This window comes from Streptomyces sp. NPDC047085 (genome assembly GCF_040643735.1).
In the GTDB taxonomy this organism is placed as follows: domain Bacteria; phylum Actinomycetota; class Actinomycetes; order Streptomycetales; family Streptomycetaceae; genus Streptomyces.
In genome coordinates this window covers 437,688-453,956 of the sequence record NZ_JBEYUW010000002.1, presented here as the reverse complement: position 1 = coordinate 453,956, position 16,269 = coordinate 437,688, and the positions used below count along the sequence as shown (strand labels likewise).

11 protein-coding genes and 2 pseudogenes are annotated in these 16,269 nt (G+C 71.9%); 11 read left to right on the top strand and 2 right to left on the bottom strand.

Features of this window, described 5'->3' with window-relative positions; translation table 11 throughout:
• The first annotated feature begins 40 nt into the window (after positions 1-40).
• From ABZ865_RS07765 to ABZ865_RS07755, 3 genes are read left to right on the top strand one after another with little or no spacing between them, the layout of a single operon-like run.
• Complete coding sequence (locus ABZ865_RS07765) at positions 41-3,169, top strand: helicase-related protein (protein ID WP_361225510.1); 3,129 nt, start codon at positions 41-43, stop codon at positions 3,167-3,169.
• Positions 3,166-5,016: a DUF1998 domain-containing protein gene (locus tag ABZ865_RS07760; RefSeq protein WP_361225507.1), complete on the top strand. Its 1,851-nt coding sequence runs from the start codon at positions 3,166-3,168 to the stop codon at positions 5,014-5,016. The genes ABZ865_RS07765 and ABZ865_RS07760 overlap by 4 nt, the downstream gene beginning before the upstream one ends.
• Positions 5,013-6,098, top strand: a complete 1,086-nt coding sequence (locus tag ABZ865_RS07755) for a DNA helicase (protein ID WP_361225504.1) — start codon at positions 5,013-5,015, stop codon at positions 6,096-6,098. Before ABZ865_RS07760 ends, ABZ865_RS07755 begins: the two co-directional genes overlap by 4 nt.
• Positions 6,099-6,126: 28 nt before the next feature.
• On the opposite strand, the gene ABZ865_RS07750 is transcribed toward ABZ865_RS07755, so the two are convergent.
• Positions 6,127-7,605, bottom strand: a complete 1,479-nt coding sequence (locus tag ABZ865_RS07750) for a hypothetical protein (protein ID WP_361225501.1) — start codon at positions 7,603-7,605, stop codon at positions 6,127-6,129.
• Positions 7,606-7,797: 192 nt separating this feature from the next.
• On the opposite strand from ABZ865_RS07750, the pseudogene fusA reads away from it, so the two are divergent.
• The 3 genes and pseudogenes from fusA to ABZ865_RS07735 form a co-directional block, all read left to right on the top strand.
• Positions 7,798-8,028: pseudogene (gene fusA, locus ABZ865_RS07745) on the top strand (elongation factor G); the annotation flags it as partial.
• A gap of 330 nt (positions 8,029-8,358) precedes the next feature.
• Positions 8,359-8,898, top strand: a complete 540-nt coding sequence (locus ABZ865_RS07740; RefSeq protein ID WP_361225498.1) for a hypothetical protein — start codon at positions 8,359-8,361, stop codon at positions 8,896-8,898.
• A gap of 360 nt (positions 8,899-9,258) precedes the next feature.
• Entirely contained in the window at positions 9,259-10,353 is a 1,095-nt protein-coding gene (locus ABZ865_RS07735; protein WP_361225495.1) for a protein kinase family protein, read from the top strand.
• 43 nt (positions 10,354-10,396) lie between these two features.
• Here the strand turns inward: ABZ865_RS07735 and ABZ865_RS07730 are convergent, their stop codons facing one another.
• The gene (locus tag ABZ865_RS07730) at positions 10,397-11,224 is read right to left on the bottom strand and encodes a CDP-alcohol phosphatidyltransferase family protein (protein WP_361225492.1); all 828 of its coding nucleotides are present in this window, start codon (positions 11,222-11,224) and stop codon (positions 10,397-10,399) included.
• Positions 11,225-11,331: 107 nt separating this feature from the next.
• Here ABZ865_RS07730 and ABZ865_RS07725 point away from each other — a divergent pair, with 107 nt between their 5' ends.
• The 5 genes and pseudogenes from ABZ865_RS07725 to ABZ865_RS07705 form a co-directional block, all read left to right on the top strand.
• Positions 11,332-12,315, top strand: a complete 984-nt coding sequence (locus ABZ865_RS07725; protein WP_361225489.1) for a zinc-binding alcohol dehydrogenase — start codon at positions 11,332-11,334, stop codon at positions 12,313-12,315.
• Positions 12,316-12,431: 116 nt separating this feature from the next.
• Positions 12,432-12,830 (top strand): 6-carboxytetrahydropterin synthase, encoded by a 399-nt coding sequence (locus tag ABZ865_RS07720; RefSeq protein ID WP_361225486.1) that lies wholly within the window; start codon positions 12,432-12,434, stop codon positions 12,828-12,830.
• Between the two features lie 71 nt (positions 12,831-12,901).
• Entirely contained in the window at positions 12,902-14,074 is a 1,173-nt protein-coding gene (locus ABZ865_RS07715; protein ID WP_361227215.1) for a glycosyltransferase family 4 protein, read from the top strand.
• A gap of 173 nt (positions 14,075-14,247) precedes the next feature.
• Positions 14,248-15,246 carry a methyltransferase domain-containing protein gene (locus ABZ865_RS07710; protein ID WP_361225483.1) on the top strand — a complete coding sequence of 333 codons (999 nt, stop codon included), beginning with the start codon at positions 14,248-14,250 and terminating at the stop codon, positions 15,244-15,246.
• Positions 15,243-16,256 (top strand): annotated as a pseudogene (locus tag ABZ865_RS07705) (lysylphosphatidylglycerol synthase transmembrane domain-containing protein); the annotation flags it as partial. The gene ABZ865_RS07710 and the pseudogene ABZ865_RS07705, both read left to right, overlap by 4 nt.
• Between the last annotated feature and the right edge of the window lie 13 nt (positions 16,257-16,269).

The window sequence follows — 16,269 nt, the reverse complement described above, 5'->3', positions numbered from 1 at the left end:
CCGTTCGTCCCCTCTTCCCTTCACGATCACCAGGAATGCCATGGATCCCAGACAGGAACTCGTCTCCTACCTGCGGCGACAACTCGTCGGTCCGGTCAACGGCGACGACGAGACGCTCGACGCGCCACCCGACCGGCAGTACCTCATGGGCACCCTCTACCCGCAGGAAGCCGATCTGCAGGGGCAGTTGGACCTCGCCAAGGAGGAGTTCGAGGGCGCGGGTACGGAGCGCGGCGCCGAGGACACCGCACCGGCGGGCGACCCCGTGCCCGAGTCGAACTCCTGGCTGCCGTCGTCCCTCGGGTTCAGCTTCTACACCGACACCGAGACCCTCGAGGTCGAGTGCTCAGCCGCCCGCTATCTGACCCAGTCGCACAGCGGTCGGCGCGGACGGACATGGCAGAGGGTCGCGATACCCGCCGAGACACACCTCCTAGGTCCCGGCCGGGATGCGGTCTCCGTGCTGGACGCGCGAGCCGAACTCCGTATCACCCGGCGCGCCTTCGGCAGTGGCAAGCTCGTCACCGTCGCCCTCGTCAACGCCGCCCAGTACGATTCCGCCCTCGGCAAGAACGCCCACTGGGACCGCATGCTATTCCAGGTGGAGCTGAGGGCCCGGCCTGTCGACGGACAGGTGCTCCAGTACCCGAGTGTGCGTCTCGCCAGCCGGGATGCGGAGGAGCAGGAACTGCGCCTCCAGTACCGGCACGTGCGCACCCACGCCGTCGGGCACGGGTGCGCCGTCGAAGAACTGCGGGACGACGACGGGCAGGCGGTGACCGGGCTCCGGGCGGCCGTCATGCCCGAGGCGGAGGTCACGGGCGTACGAGCTGCCGGACTCACCGATACCCCGGTACTCAAACTCGCCCACCTCGCCGACCCCTCCGTCTCCGTCGAACAACTCCGCGAGGGCCTAGCCGAGTTCGCGTCGGCGTACCGCGCCTGGTACGTCGGACAGCTGAACACGGAGGTACCCGAGTGGGGCCGCGCGGCAGCCGAGCGCGTCCTCGGACGGATCGGCACCGCCGTTGCCCGCATCGAGTCCGGCGTGCGCACACTCTGCGACCCCGCACGCCCCGAGCTGCTGCACGCGTTCCGGGCCGCCAACCACGCCATGGCGCTGCAGATGCGCCACTCCGCCGCCGATCTCGCCGGCACCCGGCGTCCCCGCCACGACAACGGCGTGCCCCCGGACCCGCAGCCGCATCCGGACGCCGCCTGGCGTCCCTTCCAGCTGGCGTTCTTCCTGCTCGCCGTCGAAGGAGCCGCCGATCCCCGGCACCCGGACCGCGCCGTCACCGACCTGATCTGGTTCCCGACCGGTGGTGGAAAGACCGAGGCCTACCTGCTGCTGGCCGCGTTCGTCATGGTGCTGCGCCGAGGCGGGCCCGACGGCGGGGGCACGGCCGTGCTCAGCCGCTACACACTCAGTCTGCTGACCACCCAGCAGTTCCAGCGCGCCGCCACGACCGTGTGCGCCCTTGAGTCCATGCGTCGCGCCGACCCGGCCACCTACGGCGACGAGCCGTTCTCCATCGGCCTGTGGGTCGGTGAGACCACCACCGCGAACACCTACGAGAAGGCGCGACGCGACTTCGAGACCGCGCGGGCGGCCGCCACCCCGGACGACGTATTCATCCTGGACCGCTGCCCATGGTGCGGCACGCGCATCCTGCCCGCTCACAAGTCACCCGACATCGACGACTACGGCGTGCGCGCCGCCGCCGACTCCTTCGCCTTCTTCTGCCCGAGGAACGAGTGCCTCTTCCACGACGAACTGCCCGTCGCCGTCGTGGACGAGCACCTGTACGACCGGCCGCCGACGTTCGTCCTCGGAACGGTCGACAAGTTCGCCAGGCTGGCCTGGGAGTCCCGCGCGGGACGGCTCTTCGGAGCCGGCACCGGGCACCGGCCGCCATCCCTCATCATCCAGGACGAGCTGCACCTGCTGACCGGCCCGCTCGGCACCACCGTCGGCCTCTACGAGGCCGCCGTCCTCGGCCTGTGCACCGCCCCGGACGGCACCGGGCCGAAGGTCGTGGCGTCCACCGCCACCATCCGCCGCTCCGGTGAACAGGTCCGCGCCCTGTACGGGGGAGACGTCCAGCTGTTCCCGCCCGCCGGACTCGACGCCCGCCACTCCTACTTCGCGGAACCCGACACCACCCGGCCGGGCCGGCGCTACGTCGGTGTCATGGCCCAGGGACACACCGCCGGCCGCGCCTCCGTCGCCACCGCCGCCGCCCTGCTCCAGGGCGCGTATGAATTGCCCGAAGAACACCGTGACGCCTACTGGACGCTCGTCGCCTACCACCACAGCCTGCGCGAACTCGGCCGCACCGTCACCGCCGCCGCCGACGACATCCCCGCCCAGCTCGCCGGACTGGACTCCGGCAACGGCGTACGCCCGCTGCCGGACCAGCAGGTCGAGGAACTCACCAGCAACCTGCCCCGCTCGGAACAGCCCGTGCTGCTGGACCGGCTGGAGAAGAGCTGGGACGACGCCAAGTCGGTGTCCTTCCTGCCCTGCACCAACATGCTGTCCGTGGGCGTCGACGTGAAGCGACTCGCACTGATGCTGATGCAGGGCCAGCCCAAGACGACCGCGGAGTACATCCAGGCCACCAGCCGAGTGGGCCGCCACTCCGTACCCGGCCTCGTGGTGACCTTCTTCAACGCCACCCGCCCCCGGGACCGTTCGCACTACGAGACCTTCGACGTCTACCACCGGGCGCTCTACCGGCACGTCGAGCCGACCAGCGTCACCCCCTGGTCCGTGCCCTCCCGCCGCCGCGCCCTGCACGCGGTGCTCGTCGTCCTCGTACGACACCGCCTCGGACTCGCGGCCGAGAACCAGGCCGGAGACGTCCTCGACCGGATGCCGGAGGTGGAGGCACTGATCGGGGAACTGGCCGACCGCGCGGAAACCGCGGAACCCGGCGTCCGTGAGGTGGTCCACAAGGAACTCACCGGGCTGCTCGCCGACTGGGAGGACCTCGCGCGCCAGGCCCGCAAGGACGGCCGCGAGCTGTACTACCGCAGCCAGGGCAAGGGCCAGTCCAACCTCATCAAGAGCTTCGAGCAGATCTACGGCCTGTGGGAGACCCCCAACTCGATGCGCAACGTCGACCGTGAATGCCAGGTGACAGTGAAGGGAGCCGACCTGTGAGCCGCACACTCCGGGTACGCCAGTCGCAGACCGTGGTGCCCTTCGGAGTCGGGGCCGTCTTCGACATCCAGGGCGAGTCGTTCGTCGCCACCGGGATCGGCGACTGGCCGACCCGAGGCCGGCAGCCGATCGAGTCGGCCCGGCTCGCCGACCGCCTCGGCGTCTCCGGCTTCTACGCCGCGCCAGCCACCGCCAACGACCGCTTCGACGTCGCCGAAGCCCCGGGAGCGCCGTACATCCGCTTCCCGTCCTGGCTGTTCTGCGGAGCGTGCCGAAGGATGAAGCGGTGGCGGATCGCCGACGAGAAGCACGGGCAGGCGCCGCGCTGCCCCTCCTGCTCCCTGGCGCGGACGCTGGCGCCGATGCGGTTCGTGCAGATCTGCCAGGCCGGGCACCTCAGCGACGTCGACTGGTGGTTCTGGGCGCACTCGCGGCGGGACGGGGGCGAGCGGCGGCAGTGCGGGGAGCGGGAGAAGCTGAAGTTCCTGGTCTCCGAACGGGCATCCGGGCTCGAAGCGCTCTCCATCGCCTGCACCGCGAAGAGCTGTGGAGCCGTTCGAGACCTGCTCGATGTGCTCGGCACCCACGGCCTGCGCTGCTCCGGACGCAACCCGTGGCAGCGCGCGAGTGAAGCCGTGCAATGCTCGAAGCCCGTGCAGATCGTGCAGCGCACCGCGGGCAACCTGTACTACCCCGTCGTGCACTCGGCGCTCGACATCCCCGAGACCGACGTCCCCGCGCACACCGGCGACGCCGTCGCCGACCAGGTGCGGGAGCACCACCTGTGGGTGTCGCTGTGCCGGGACGCCGAGTCCCCGCGCGCCGTCCTCTTCCGGCAGATGATCCAGGAGGACACAGGAGCCGATGACGCCCTGCTGGACGCCCTCCTGGTCGAGGAAACGGGTGGCGCCGGTCCCACCGCCCCGGCCACCGCATCCGCAGGACCCGCACGGCCCGACATGAGCCGGGAGGAGTGGGCGGCCTTCATGGCACCCGTCCCGCCCGCGACCCGTGACTTCGCCCTGCGTGAGACGACACTCGGACTGGCGGGGGAGACCGCCGAACCCTGGTCCGGCCTCGCGAGCCGCTTCGGCCGCGTCGTCCTCGCGGACCGGCTGCGTGAGGTCCGCGCCCTGTCCGGCTTCACCCGAGTCTCCCCCGACGCCACCGTCGTTCCGGCCGACACCTCGCGGCGGCTGAGGTGGCTCCCTGCCGTCGAGGTCTTCGGCGAGGGCATCTTCCTGACCCTCGACCACGGTGCACTGAAGGGGTGGGAGGACCACCCGGACGTCCGTAAACGGGTCAAGGGTATGCGGGCCGACCTCGACCGCTCGTTCCAGAAGGACCGCCTCGAGAGTGTCACCGGACCGGAACTCGCCCCGAGGTTCGTGCTCCTGCACACCCTCGCCCACCTCCTCATCCGCCAGCTGTCGTTCGAGTCCGGTTACACGACGGCGAGCCTGCGTGAACGGATCTACGCCCGCCCGGAGCAGAACCAGTACGGCATCCTCGTGTACACGGCCGCCGGAGACGCCGAGGGCACCCTGGGCGGACTCGTCCGCCAGGGCGAGCCACCGCGACTGGCCGAGACGCTGCTGCGGATGACCGAGGCCGCCGCCTGGTGCTCCGCCGACCCGCTCTGCGCCGAACACACCGGGCAGGGATTCGGCAACCTCAACCGGGCCGCCTGCCACGCCTGCGCCCTGCTGCCGGAAACCAGCTGCGAGGCCGGCAACAGCCTGCTGGACCGGGCACTCGTCGTCGGCGGCGAACACGTACCCGGCTACCTGGAGTCCATCGTCACCGCCGCGCGCGCCGCCGCGGCCGGCGCACTGGAGCAGACATGACCCTCACCTATCTCGACCTCACCCCGGAACAGCGCGCGTGCCTGGACGGGCTGCCGTTCGACGGCAATCACCTGCTGAGCGGCCCACCGGGAAGCGGCAAGAGCCTCCTGGCCGTGCAGCGGGCCGTCATGCTCGCGCTCACCGGAACCCCGGTGACCCTGCTGACCTACTCCAACCTGCTGCGGCAGTCCCTGGCCGCCGCAGCCCACGCGCTGGGGCCCGTCGACCGCTCGGTCCGTGTCACAACCGCGCACACCTGGCTCGCGGAGTGGTACGGAGGCGGTCTTACGCGCGGTGCCGACGGCTGGTATGACTGGCAGGTCCTCTTCGACCGCGCCGCCGACATCGGGCCGATCCCGGGGCTGACCCTGGTCGTCGACGAAGGCCAGGACCTGCCGCCCCAGTTCTACCTGCTGTGCCGGATGCTGGGAGCCCGGACGACGGTCTGCGCCGACGAGTGCCAGCGACTCACCGACACCAACTCCACCCTCGTCGACATCGCCCGGGGCCTGGGCCGGTGCACCCGGCACGACATCGACGGCAACCACCGCACCACCCAGCAGATCGCATCCTTCGCCGCCCATTTCCGCACCGGCGCCGACGCCCCCGTACTGCCCGACCGGCAGGGCCCGACGCCCCGCCTGCACCGTTTCCACGAGCGCGGCGCCGCCGACCTGCTGATCCTGCTGACGCAGCAACACCCGCAGCACACCATCGGAGTGATCGCCAACTCCAAGCACACGCAGTTCTCGCTGCTCGGAAGCCTGTCGCGCCGGGCCCCGCGGCTCAAGGCGCAGTTGTACACATCCGACGCGAAGGGCGGTCAGTACCGCAACATCGACCTCGGTCGACCGGGCATCGTCATCGTCCACCGCAAGAGCGCCAAGGGACTCGGTTTCGACACGGTCGTCATCCCCGACACCCACACCGATGCCTCCGAGGACCCCACCTCCGCCGCGCTGCGCATGCAGTACTACGTCCTGGCCACACGGGCCCGTCGCGAACTCCACCTCGGCCACGAGGGTGAGACGGAACCACCGCTGCTGGCCCAGGTGCCGGTGTGGGACCTGATGCGGGGCTGACGTCCAACCGGCGCCGGTACACGCGCCGTCAGCGAGCGGCGCCGTTCGGCCCGTCCTCGCCGTTGCCCTTGTCCCTGCGCAGAACTGCGCCTCCCACCAGGAAGAAGGCTGATACGACGGACACCGCCCAGGGGGCTCCGTTGGAGGACAACTCAGGGTCCGGGAACATGCCGGAGGCGGCCAGCGCGAGCAGGGTGCCGGTGACCAGGAAACCCGTTCCGCGAGGCATGGGACCGGCTGTCCGCCAGCGTCTGCGCGGGATCCACAGCCGCAGCAGGTCGGCGACGACCGCTACGGCCACCAGTCGAGTGCCGATCCTGAACCACACAGGTGCCGTCGCGTCCTGTTCGCCGACGCCTGAGATCGCCGTCATGGTGAAGAAGACAATGGGGACCAGCCAGCCGAGGCTTGCCCGGACCCCGAGAGCCGGGTGTGGCTGGGCGCCGTCGGTGGCCTTCATGAGGTCGACCTTCGGGCGCGACGCTCCGCTCGTGCGCGGTTCGGACTCGGAAGGGCTGCGGGGCGACGGGACGGCGGGCAGGGGCGGTACGTCCGGAAGCGGGCGCAGTGCCCGGGCCTGGGCACGGCGGACTCCGCGGCCCACGTCACCGTACTGGTCCATGTGCGTGGACAGTTGCGCCTGCAGGTCGAGCAGCTGCTCTGCCATTGCGTCGAACTCGGTGCGGCGTTCGGCGGCACGGTCGGCCGCCTCCCGGTGGTCGGCGGCCAGCCGGTTCAGGGCGTCGGTGTGCACCTTTACGGCTTCGGCGCGCGCGGCCTCGGCGGCGCGCGGCGCCTGAGCCAGCTCCTGCCGGAGTCGTTTCCGTTCGGCTTCGATGATCTCGGCGATGCGGTGCCGCTGGTCCGGCGGCAGCTCGCGCGGGGCCCGGGCCTCGGCGCGGGCCACCGCCGACTGGCGCCATGCCATGAGCGGCCGGCCGCGGTGCTCGCCGATGCCGGTGATGTGGACCTTGCCGCCCTTGGCGCGATGGATGTACAGGACCTCGCCGCCCTTGCCGTTGGGCGCCTTGTCCCAGCTGACGCGCTTGAAGTCGGCCGCCGTTCTGATGCCCTGGGCCGCGAGGTCGCGGATCAGACCGTCGCCGATGCCGTTCACCTGGCTCGCGGTGAGATAGGTGCTGCCGAGCGCGCGCTCGATGGACTCGCGGCGCAGCACCGAGAGAGCCCGCTTCTCCTGGCTCTCGCGCTTTGCGTCCAGCCCGTCGAGCTGTCGGGTGAGCGAGGTCTCCTGACGGACCTGCCGTTCGTGGATGCGCTGCAACGCCTTGCCGTGTGCCGCCGCGGCACGGTCACGTTCCCGCTCCTCGCGGTTCAGGCGGCGTCGGTCGGCGAGTTCGAACGAGCGTCGCTTGTCGAGGAGACGGCGGAGGGCGCGGATGGACTCGATGAGCCGGCGGCGCTCTGCGCGTACCTCCGCGGACGAGAGGGCGGCAGCGGGCGGGACGGGGGCGGATCCGTCCCGCCGGGTGGTCGTGCTGTCGATCAACGTGCTCTTCCAGCGGGCGGAGTGCCGGAGGCCGTGGCCTCGGGCGGGGTGAGGGTGGAGGTAATGCACCGTCCACCTGTGGCTTGCTGCCTCAGAGATCGACTCGCGCACGGTTGCAAAGGTTGTACGTGTGAGTGAAAGGGCGCCGGAAATTCCCGTGCCGTCTCCGGGCCCGCTCCCTAGACAGGTACAGGGATCGACGTCAACGTCGGCCGGCCTCGGGTGGCCCTCCGGGAGACGGTGGTGCGCGGGGTGTCCGGCGTGCTCTACCGGTACGTCAAACGGGACGGCGGGGCGGGGCGGTTCGCCCACGTCCGGCTGGACGTCGAGCCCATCGCGTTCGCGGGGAGCGTCGAGCCCGGCGGGAGCGAGGGCGGCTTCGGCTTCCGGTCGGTCGTCGTCGGCGGCCGCGTACCGCAGGAGGGGCGCTGGCACGCAGCGCCTGCCCTTCCTATTCCTGATTGTCACGGCGAGTTCGTGGCGCTCGGCCCGCACCTCTTCCAAGACCGCAGACTCCCGCACGCAACCTGCACGACCACGCCCGGGAAGCGTCACATCAGCCGCTCCGACGGGCACGTTCGGGATGCTGAACTGCGGCGGCGCGGTGAAGGACGCCGCGATGGAGGGTCCTCGGATCTGCGTAACGTCACGCTGTCAGGTGATGTCGCTCGGCGTGGGGCACAAGCGGTGGGGTCGGCTCGTTCGACGTGGTGACCGGATCTTCCGGCTCATCGTGAATCGAAGGAGACGCACATGGGACTGTCCTTCCGTCGCAACCCCGACGGCACCATGACGGGTCGGAACGAGGACACGGGCTTCACCGTGACCCTCGCCGACGAGGAGGAGGTCAAGCGGCGGCTGTATGAGGACGCAGGGTGGGAGTACACGCCCCCTCCGCCTCCCGTTCCGCCCGGGTATCACCGGTTCTCCTTGGTCCACGACGAGTTCGCAGGGGCTGGCTTCGAGGACGAGCGGTACGCGGGTCTGCGGGCCCACCCGCCCGAGGGCTGCCAGCCGGAGGACTGGGGCTGCTTCGCCCTGACGTGCGAGCGCCCAGGGAAAACCCTTCTGGACGCGGTGACGGGTACGGTGGCGGAGATCCGTCGCGAGCAGGGCCTGGTAATGAACAGCATGGGCATCGAGAAGCCTCAGGAGTGGCTCAGCAACGACAAGGACGGCTACGGGGCGCAGATCGTGGGACATCTGCTGCTGATGGCCGCTCACCGGGCCTCCCTCCTGGGGTACAGCCGCAAGGATCTGATCCGTCTGCTTGACGCGACCGGGGTGGAGTAGACGGGGTACGACCGCACACCGGACCGGTGAACCGGCGTCGTCGCTGTCCGTATCCCTTCTCCGCGAGAGGATCCCTCACCATGAGCGCATCCCCCGCGTGAGAGGACTGCGTGCTGCGGCGTTCGCCGCGGTGTGCGTGTTGCTCGCTGCCGCGGGGCCTGGGCTGGCGATGGGGGACATGCCGCCGCTGTGGGCCGACGGCGTCGGCTTCCTCGCCGTGTTCGCGCTCGGTTGGTGGCTGCGGCGGGCGGGGCCGCGCTCTGCCCTTCCCCTGCCCGGGCCCGGTCGAAAACCGCTTGCGCCCGCCCGGGCCATGGACAGGATGGGCCCGTGCAAAGCCATGTGACCGAAGGGGCGCCGATGGATCCCACCGAGTCGGGGCATGCCGCGCGCGTGTCCGCCCACGCCGCCGTGGGGGCGCGGCTGGCACTGTTGAGCGACCGGCGGCTGCGGGAGGCGGTGGCCGCCGCGCGGGGGCTCGGTTCCGGTGTCGGCGGTCGGACGGCCGAGATGGAGGTCGAGGGGATACGGGTCTTCGTCAAACGCGTTCCGCTCACGGATCTCGAGATGAGCGCGGGTCGCGTCCGGTCGACCGCCAACCTCTTCGAGCTTCCCCTCTTCTACCAGTACGGCGCGGGCTCGGCGGGCTTCGGCGCCTGGCAGGAGCTGGCCGTGCACCTCATGACCACCGGCTGGGTGCTGAAGAGCGAGTTCGCCGGGTTCCCATTGCTGTATCACTGGCGGGTCCTGCCGGACAGAGCCCCGGCCGGCTTCGCCGACGCGCTCGGTGGCGTGGAGGGGGCTGTCGCACACTGGGACGGGTCACCGGCCGTGCGGCGACGATTGGAGGCCATCGGGAAGGCCTCGCACAGCCTGGTTCTGTTTCTCGAGCATGTGCCTCACACGCTCGCCGCGTGGCTCCGCGACAACCGGGACGCGGGCGGAAGCCGGCAGCCCGGGCAGGGAGACGGCTCGTCGCCGTACCGGTGGGTGGAGGATGCACTGGTGCGGGGCACCGAGTTCATGAGCGGCCGCGGGCTGGTTCACTTCGACGCTCACTTCAACAACCTGCTCACTGACGGGCGACAGGTGTACTTCGCGGACTTCGGGCTCGCGCTCAGTCGAGACTTCGAACTGTCCGCGGCGGAGCGGCAGTTCCTCGCCGACCATCTGGTGTACGACCGGTCCTACGCCCCGACTCACCTGCTTCGGCATCACGTTCCCGACGATGTGCGGGGCGGGGTGGAACCCGGGGCCTTTCTGCGGGCTTGGGTCGCGGGGCGCCGGCCCGGCAGTGTTCCGCCCGGTCTCGCCGAGATCATTGACCGGCACGCGCCGCACGCGGTCGTCCTCGACGACTTCCACCACCGGCTGCTCACGCGGAGCAAGCGGACCCCGTTCCCCGCGGTCGAGGTCCAGCAGGCACTGGCCGCCGTGCCGGCACCAGGGCGCTGAGAGCTCGTCCCGGCCGTTGTGGGATATGAGCCCTTCCGCCCCCTCACCCCGCCGCCAGCTCCACCACCCGCGGCTCCACCACAACCTGTGCCGGCGCTGCCGGTCCTTCCGCTGCCGCTACCTGTTCTGCCACTCGCGCTGCCGCTCCCCGCGCCGCCGTCGTACGCGAGGTACGCCACAGCCACAGCACGTCCCGGCCGAAGGACCACACCAGTGAGCCGAGGGACAGAAGGATGACGCCCAGGTTGGCAGCATGCGGCATCAGCTCGGAGCCCGCCAGCAGCAGGCAGATGCCCTGCACTGCGGCAACCGTCTTGCGGGCGAAGGAAGGGGGGAGCGGGGCGTTCAGCCAGGGGGCTATGCGGGCCGCGGCGACGAAGGCGTAGCGCATGGCGCCGATGAGGAGGACCCAGGGGCCCAGCTGCATCGCCACGTAGACGCTGAGCACCAGGATCAGGAACGCGTCGACTTCCATGTCGAAGCGGGCGCCCAGCGCGGAGCAAGTTCCCGTGCGGCGGGCCACCTTGCCGTCCACGCCGTCCAGCAGCAAAGCCACGGCGGTCAGGCCGACCAGCAAGGTGACGGGGGGCGAGCTCTGGAAGGAGTCCGCGACCAGCGCGGTCACGCCGCCGACCAGGGTGGCCCGGCCGAGGGTGACGCGGTTCGCGGGGCCGAAGGAGCGGAGGTGGGAGCGGTGCAGGGCGCGGGAGAGGACCGCCCAGGTGGCGAACGCGAAGGCCAGCCCGGTCAGCCAGCCCGCCGGGCCCATGCCGATGGCCGAGCCGAGCAGGGCCAGGAGCAGGAGCTGCACGCCCGCTCCGACAGCGGTCTCCTGCTGGAGCCTCGCGTCATACGTGTTGTTCAGGGCCACCGCACATCCTCCGGCCGAGTGACAGAGTCGATCAACGCCGCGTACTGTGCGCGGCCTGTGCACTTCTCGGTACGTGAACAAGTTCCCGATCGTTCAGGAGGATGCCGATGAACCGGTCGGCCCGCGCGTTCTGGCTCCGCTCACCCGGCCTCGGTGAGCTGCGCGAGGTCACCCTCCCGGTGTGCGGTGAGGGGGAGGTGGTGGTGCGCGCGCTGTATTCGGGGGTCAGTCGGGGGACGGAGACGCTCGTGTTCCGCGGCGGGGTTCCGGAGAGCCAACACGGTGTGATGCGGGCGCCCTTCCAGGAGGGCGACTTCCCGGCGCCGGTGAAGTACGGCTATCTGAACGTCGGCGTGGTGGAGGAGGGGCCGGATGCGCTGATCGGGCGTACGGTCTTCTGTCTGTATCCGCATCAGAGCCGTTACGTCGTTCCGGTGAGCGCCGTGACCGTCGTGCCCGAGCGGGTGCCCGCCGGGCGGGCCGTGCTCGCGGGGACGGTCGAGACCGCCGTCAACGCCCTGTGGGACGCCCGCCCTCTCGTCGGCGACCGCATCGCGGTGGTCGGCGGCGGCATGGTCGGGTGCTCGGTGGCCGCGCTGCTCGCCCGTTTCCCCGGCGTACGGCTGCAGCTGGTCGATGCCGATCCGGGGCGGGCGAAGATCGCGGAGGCGTTGGGGGTCGAGTTCGCCGCGCCTGGTGACGCCCTTGGCGAGTGCGATCTCGTGGTCCACGCCAGCGCGAGCGAACAGGGGCTCACCCGTGCCCTTGAACTGCTCGCGCCCGAGGGCACGGTCGTCGAGCTGAGCTGGTACGGCGACCGGCGCGTCGCCCTGCCGCTCGGTGAGGCGTTCCACTCCCGCCGGCTCACCGTGCGCAGCAGCCAGGTCGGCACCGTCTCCCCGGCCGCCCGCCCCGGCCGCGGCTACGCCGAGCGGATGGCGCTCGCCCTTGACCTCCTCGCGGACCCGGCGCTGGACGCGCTCATCACCGGGGAGAGCGCCTTCGAGGAGCTCCCCGAGGTCATGCCGAGGCTCGCCTCGGGGGAGATCCCGGCCCTGTGCCATCGCATCAGGTACGGCGACACGGCCTGACCTGAGAAAAGGGTGAGAGGGGGCTGAACGCGGGGAAGCGAAGAGCCGTACTACTCGTCAACCCCCGTCAGGAAACCGCGGGGGCACCAGACGCGCCGCACCTGGAGGGTCGTCCGTTGTTCAGCATCACCGTCCGCGATCACATCATGATCGCCCACAGCTTCCGCGGCGAGGTGTTCGGGCCCGCGCAGCGCCTGCACGGCGCCACGTTCCTGGTGGACGCCACCTTCCGCCGCGAGCAGCTGGACGAGGACAACATCGTCGTCGACATCGGTCTGGCCACGAAGGAACTCGGCGCCGTCACCGCCGAGTTGAACTACCGCAACCTCGACGAGGACCCCGAGTTCGCCGGGGTGAACACCTCCACCGAGTTCCTGGCCAAGGTCATTGCCGACCGGCTGGCCGAGCGCGTTCACAAGGGCGCGCTGGGGGAGGGTGCCAAGGGGCTCGCCGGAATCACGGTCACGCTGCACGAGTCGCATATCGCGTGGGCGAGTTACGAGCGTGGCCTGTGACCGAGCTGAGCGAACTGACCGAGCTGGCGGAACGAACCGAGCTGAGCAAAGAGCTGAGCGCACCCAGCGAGCTGACCGTGCGCAGGGCATGGCTTGCCCACGTGCCCGCGCAGCGCACCGCCCCCGAGAACGGCGGGATCATCCCCATGTCCCTGCGCACCGTGCACTTCGTCATGCCGGGCGGCGTCGACGACCCGGCCGCGCCCAGCGGCGGCAACGCCTACGACCGCAGGGTCTGTCTGGACCTGCCCGGCTTCGGCTGGCAGGCCGACCGGCTCCCCGTACCCGGCGACTGGCCCCGTCCCGACGCCACCGATCGCGAGGCGCTCGCCCGCACGCTGCGCGAACTGCCCGACGACACCGTGGTCCTGCTGGACGGGCTGGTCGCGTGCGCGGCGCCCGAGGTCGTCGTACCCGAGGCCGAACGGCTGCGGCTCGCGGTGCTGGTGCACCTGCCGCTCGGCGACGAGACCGGCCTCGACCCGGCCGTGGCCGCCGACCTCGACACCCGCGAACGAGCCGTGCTGCGGGCCGTGCCCGCGGTGATCGCCACCAGCGACTGGGCGGTCCGCCGCCTCGTCTCCCACCACGGACTCGCCCCCGAGCGGGTGCACCTCGCCGCCCCCGGCGCCGACATCGCCCCGCTCGCGCCCGGTACTGACGGCGTGTCCCACCTGGTGTGCGTCGCCGCCGTCACCCCGCGCAAGGGCCAGCACCGGCTGGTCGAGGCCCTCGCCGCGGTACGGGACCTGCCCTGGACCTGCGATCTGGTCGGCGGCCTCGGCCACGACCCCGGGTACGTCGCCCATCTGCGCACCCTGATCGAGCGGCACGGCCTCGCCGACCGCCTGCGTCTCACCGGCCCGCGTTCCGGCGCCGACCTCGACGCCAGCTACGCCGCCGCCGACCTGATGGTCCTCACCTCCTACGCCGAGACCTACGGCATGGCGGTCACCGAGGCCCTCGCCCGTGGCATCCCCGTCCTCGCGACCGACGTCGGCGGCCTGCCCGAGGCGGTCGGCCGCGCCCCCGACGGCGGGGTGCCCGGCATTCTCGTGCCGCCGGAGGACCCCGCCGCGCTCGCCGCCGAACTGCGCGGCTGGTTCGGCGAGGCCGATGTACGCCGTCGGCTGAAGGCCGCCGCGCGCGGCCGCCGTGCCGCACTCGACGGCTGGGCGACCACCGCCCGCAGCCTGGCCGGTGTCCTCGGCCGGCTCCCGGAGACACCGAGGAGGGCGGCATGAGGAACACACGCACACAGCCACTGCCGACGCCTGGGCTGCCTGGCGCGCCCGCCGGGATTCCGGCACAGCCCGGACCCAGCGATCAGGAGCGGGCCGGTCTGACCGGCCGGGCCGGTGTGACCGACCCGGCGGGGCGGGATGAGGCCCAGGTGAGCGCACGTCAGGAGGGCGGGGTGAGCGCAGATGAGGAGCTTCGGGCGGACGCCGGGCACTCCGGCTCCTCTGACGTCATAGCCGGTGCCGGACCCGTCGTCCGGCTCGGTGAGCGGGCCACCGTACGGCTGCGGGACGGTGGGTCCGAGCGCGGTGCCGAGCATGGGGCCGAGGAGGAGCCGGCGCGGTATGCGCCCGAGTGGCTGCGGCTGCGGGAGAGCGCCGACGCGGCCGCCCGGGCCGAGGAGTTGCTGCAGTCCTTGCGGACGCGGCTCGCCGGTCCGGCGGACCGGGCCGGTGGGCTGGTCGTGCACGACCTGGGCTGCGGCACCGGCTCGATGGGCCGTTGGCTCGCGCCCCGGCTGGACGGTGCCCAGCACTGGGTCCTGCACGACCGTGACCCTTACCTGCTGCACTTCGCCGCCGTCGCCTCCCCGCGCGCCGCCGCCGACGGCAGCGGGGTCTCGGTCGAGACGCGGCGCGGCGACGTCGCCCGGCTCACCCCGGACGCGCTGGCCGGGGCCTCGCTGGTGACGGCCTCGGCCCTGCTCGACGTCCTCACCGAGGAGGAGATCGAGGCCCTCGCCGCCGCGTGCGCCGGTGCCGGCTGCCCGGCCCTGCTCACCCTGTCCGTCGCCGGGCGCGTCGAACTCACCCCGTCCGACCCGCTGGACGCCGAGATCACCGTGGCGTTCAACGCCCACCAGCGCCGCAACGGCCTGCTCGGCCCGGACGCGGTCACCGTGGCCTGCGAGGCGTTCGCCGCGCGCGGGGCGACGGTGCATCTCAACCCGAGCCCGTGGCGGCTGGGCCCGGCGGAGTCCGCGCTCACCGCCCAGTGGCTGCGGGGCTGGGTGGGCGCGGCCGTCGAACAACGGCCCGAGCTGCGAGAGCGCGCCGAGCGGTATCTGCGCGAGCGCCTCGCCGCCTGCGAGGCCGGGGAGTTGCGGGTCGTGGTCCACCACAGCGACCTGCTCGCACTGCCCCGATCCGGCGCGGCGACGGGAGAGGCGTCGTGAGCCTCCGTACGGCCGTCGTAGCGGCGCCCGAGCGCACGAACACGGAGCAGGACACCGACCTCGAGCTCCGGGGGCTCGACACACCCGAGCTCCCGGACGACACCACGCCCCACGCCGCCCGCTCCAACTCTGGTACACCCCGCACCCTCCGTACCCAGCTCCGCACCCACCTCGGCACCCTCACCGGCACCGTCATCCTCGCCCTCCTCCTCTGGCGGCTCGGCACCGGTGTGCTCCTCGACGGGCTGCGGCGGATCGACGGTGCGACCGTGCTGGCGGCGCTGGGCATCGGGGTGGTCACCACCGTGTTCAGTGCGTGGCGTTGGCAGTTGGTGGCGCGCGGTCTGCGGATCCGGCTGCCGCTCGGGCCGGCGGTGGCCGACTACTACCGGGCGCTGTTCCTGAACGCGGCTCTGCCGGGCGGAGTGCTCGGCGATGTGCACCGCGCGGTCCGGCACGGGCGGAGTGCCGGGGACATGCGGCGGGGTGTGAAGGCGGTCGTGCTGGAGCGGGTCGCCGGGCAGGTGGCGCTGGCCGTGTTCGGCGCGGTGGTGCTGCTGTGGCTGCCCTCGCCGGTGCGGGACGACGTCCGCGGGTTCGCCCCGCTGGTGGCTCTCGGGGCGGCGGGTGCGCTCGCCGTCGTACTCGCCCTCCGCCTGAACCGGGCGTCCTCGCGTCGCGGCGGCGCCCTGCGGACCGCGCTCGGCGAGGCGCGCCGGGGGCTGCTGTCCCGGGATAGCGGGCCGGGTGTCGCGCTGTCCTCCGCGGTCGTGCTGGCCGGCCACCTCGCGATGTTCGTCGTCGCGGCACGGGTCGCCGGGTCCGGGGCCTCCGTGCCGGTGCTGCTGCCGCTGGCGGTGCTCGCCTTGGTCGCGATGGGCCTGCCGCTGAACGTGGGCGGTTTCGGCCCCCGTGAGGGCGTCACCGCCTGGGCGTTCGGCGCGGCGGGGCTCGGCGCGAGCAGCGGCGTCGCCGTCGCCGTCGTGTACGGCGTGCTGAGCTTCGTGGCGAGCCTGCCCGGCG